The sequence below is a fragment of the Sutterella sp. genome, assembly GCF_052272535.1.
GTDB lineage: Bacteria > Pseudomonadota > Gammaproteobacteria > Burkholderiales > Burkholderiaceae_F > Sutterella.
Genome location: NZ_DAVZJY010000261.1, coordinates 1 through 2,954 on the forward strand (window position 1 = coordinate 1; position 2,954 = coordinate 2,954).

A 2,954-nucleotide genomic window follows, 5' to 3' on the forward strand; every position below is an offset into this window, starting at 1 on the left:
CGAGCTTCGGCACCCGGCCGTCGTCGCCTCGGCCTTCGCCTTCGGCGGCAGCAACGCGGCGCTTCTCTTTGAAGCGCGCCTCCCGAACGCCCGGAAGTGAGACGCATCGTGACCCAATTCACCCCTCCCGCCCCTGCGGCGGACTTCATCCTGCAGGCCCCGCCGATGCGCTTCATCGACGAGGTGCTCCGCGCCGACGAACGGGGCGCGGCCACCCGCACGACGGTGCGCGCCGACGCGATCGCCGCGGACGCCTCCGGAAGGCTTCCGGCGAGCGCGCTCATCGAGGTGATGGCGCAGACGATCGGCGTCTTCGCGGGCGCCGTGGAGCTCAGTCGCGGCGAATCCCCAAAGCCCGGGCTCCTTCTCGGCACCCGCCGCATGACGCTCGAACAACCCTCCTTCGCCCCGGGCGACGTGCTTCTCTGCGAGGTCGAGAAGACCTTTGAGAGCGATGAGGGTCTGTGGCAGTTCAGCTGCACCGTGACCGTGCTCCCGCAGGGACGGGCGGCGCAGTCCCGTCCCGCGGGCTCGGCCGTCCTCAACGTCTACAATCCTCCTGCAGGCTACTTCGACTGATTTTTTCCCGAGAGGCGGCGGAAATCCTTCCGGCGCCGCCGCCCTCGTCCTCAACCCTCCCCGATTTCCCATGACACAGAGATCCCAGGTTCCCGGGGACGCCCCGAAGCGCGTCCTCATCACGGGCGGCACCCGCGGCATCGGCCGCGCGACGGCGCTGCGCCTCGCGCGCGAGGGCTACTCCCTCGTGATCAACTGCCGCGCGCCCTCACCCGCCTCCGATTCGCTCCTTGATGAACTTGCCCGGATGAACTGCCCCGCCGCACTGCTTCCCTTCGACGTCGCGGACCGTGAAAAGGCCATGGCGGACGTCGCGGCGGACGTCGCGGAAAAGGGCGCCTACTGGGGCGTGGTGCTCAACGCGGGCATCACCCGCGACGGCCCCTTGGCCGGCATGTGCGAAGAGGACTGGGACCAGGTGCTCCGGCTCGATCTCGACGGGTTCTACAACGTCCTCAAGCCCCTGATGCTCCCGATGGCCCGCGCGCGCCGCGGCCGCATCGTCGTGATGAGCTCCGTCTCGGGGATGGTAGGCAACCGCGGCCAGACGAACTACTCGGCCGCGAAGGCGGGTCTGATCGGAGCGGCGAAGGCCCTTGCGCTTGAGCTCGCGAGCCGCGGGATCACCGTGAACGTCGTGGCCCCGGGCCTGATCGACACCGACATGGCGGGGGCGGAGGACCGCGAGCGCATCCTCCCCGTCATTCCGATGCGCCGTCTCGGGCGCCCCGAGGAGGTGGCGGGGCTCGTCGCCTTCCTCCTCTCCGAAGAGGCGGGCTACATCACCCGCGCCGTCATTCCCGTCTCCGGAGGCATCGCCTGATGAAGCTCCCGCAGCAACCCCGCCGCGTCGTCGTCACCGGCATGGCGATGATCTCGCCCCTCGGCTGCTCCTGGCCCGAAGTGCGCTCCGCCCTTTATGAAAACCGATCCGGCATCCGCCGCATGACCGAGTGGGAAAAGCTCGAGGACCTCAACACGCGGGTGGCCGCGCCCGCCGCTCCCTTTGAGGTGGAGCCCGAGATCTTCCCGCGCAAGAAGACGCGCTCGATGGGCCGCGTCGCCCTGATGGCCGTGAAGACCGCCCGCGAGGCGCTCGAAGACGCCGGGCTCCTCGGCGACCCGGTGGTCTCCTCCCCGGCGACGGGCGTCGCCTTCGGGTCCTCCGCGGGCCAGCCCAAGGCCGTCGCCGAACTCGCGCACCTCATTCTCTCCAACAGCTGCCGCGGCATCACCGCCACCACGTACGTGCGCATGATGGCGCACACGGCGCCCGTCAACATCGGCGTCTTCTTCGGCTGCAAGGGCCGCATCTGCACGACCTCGTCGGCGTGCACCTCGGGCTCGCAGGGCATCGGCTCGGCCTACGAAACGATCGCGACGGGGCGCGAAGAGGTGATGATCGCGGGCGGGTGCGAGGAGTTGGACGCCACGGACGCGGCGATCTTCGACACGCTCTTCGCCACCTCCGTCAAGTGGAACGACGACCCGACCCACACGCCGCGCCCCTTCGACCGGGACCGCGACGGCCTCGTCGTGGGCGAGGGCTCGGGCGCGCTCATTCTCGAGAGCCTCGAGCACGCGCGGGCCCGCGGCGCGAAGATCTACGCCGAAGTCGCGGGCTACGGCACGAATTCCGACGGCGCGCACATCACAAGCCCGACGGCCGGACAGATGGCCGCGGCGATGCGCCTCGCGCTCGAGGACGCCGGCATGACGCCCGAGGAGATCGACCTCGTCAACGGCCACGGCACCGCCACCGACCGCGGCGACGTCGCCGAGAGCGAGGCGACGCACATGGTCTTCGGCGACCGCGTTCCCTACACGACCTACAAGGGTCACATGGGCCACACGCTCGGGGCCTGCGGCGCGCTCGAGGCGATCTTCGCGATCCACGGAATGCGCGAGGGATTCGTCTCGCCGATCCTCAACCTCGAGCACCCCGACCCCGCCTGCGCGCCCCTCAACTTCGTCACAGGCGCCGTGCGGGCGCTCACGCAGAAGGCCGTCATGAGCAACAACTTCGCCTTCGGCGGCATCAACACGAGCCTCATCTTCAAGCGCTTTGAGGAATAACCGTCCATGCCGACACCTCTAGACGCCCTCGTCTTCCGCGAACCCGAACGCTGGGACGATGCGGCGCGCATCACCGACGCCCTCCGGCGGCTCTTTGCTCCGGACTTCATGGCCCCCCTCGAGCTCGACATCGAGGACGAGGCGGTGGAGCCTCCGCCCCCCGAAGGCGCGGTGGTGCTCGTGATGCCGCTCCCGCGGGAGCTCGACCGGGCGACCGAGCGCGCGCTCACCGCGCACCTGCCCGAGCCCACGCAGGCGCGCCTCGCGCGCTCCGCCTATGCGCCGCGCCGCCACCAGAG

4 protein-coding genes are annotated in these 2,954 nt (G+C 70.0%); all 4 read left to right on the forward strand.

All coding sequences use genetic code 11. The features are described 5' to 3' along the window. Positions 1-108 precede the first annotated feature (108 nt). Complete coding sequence (locus ACT6Y9_RS10005) at positions 109-579, forward strand: ApeP family dehydratase (RefSeq protein ID WP_295476985.1); 471 nt, start codon at positions 109-111, stop codon at positions 577-579. Positions 580-649: 70 nt separating this feature from the next. Further along, positions 650-1,402 (forward strand): 3-oxoacyl-ACP reductase FabG, encoded by a 753-nt coding sequence (gene fabG / locus ACT6Y9_RS10010; protein ID WP_443744422.1) that lies wholly within the window; start codon positions 650-652, stop codon positions 1,400-1,402. Then, positions 1,402-2,655, forward strand: coding sequence for a beta-ketoacyl-ACP synthase (locus ACT6Y9_RS10015; protein WP_443744423.1), 1,254 nt, complete (start codon positions 1,402-1,404; stop codon positions 2,653-2,655). The genes fabG and ACT6Y9_RS10015 overlap by 1 nt, the downstream gene beginning before the upstream one ends. Before the next feature lie 6 nt (positions 2,656-2,661). Further along, positions 2,662-2,954, forward strand: a 293-nt coding sequence (locus ACT6Y9_RS10020; protein ID WP_443744424.1) for a hypothetical protein, incomplete at its 3' end; no start/stop codon positions are given.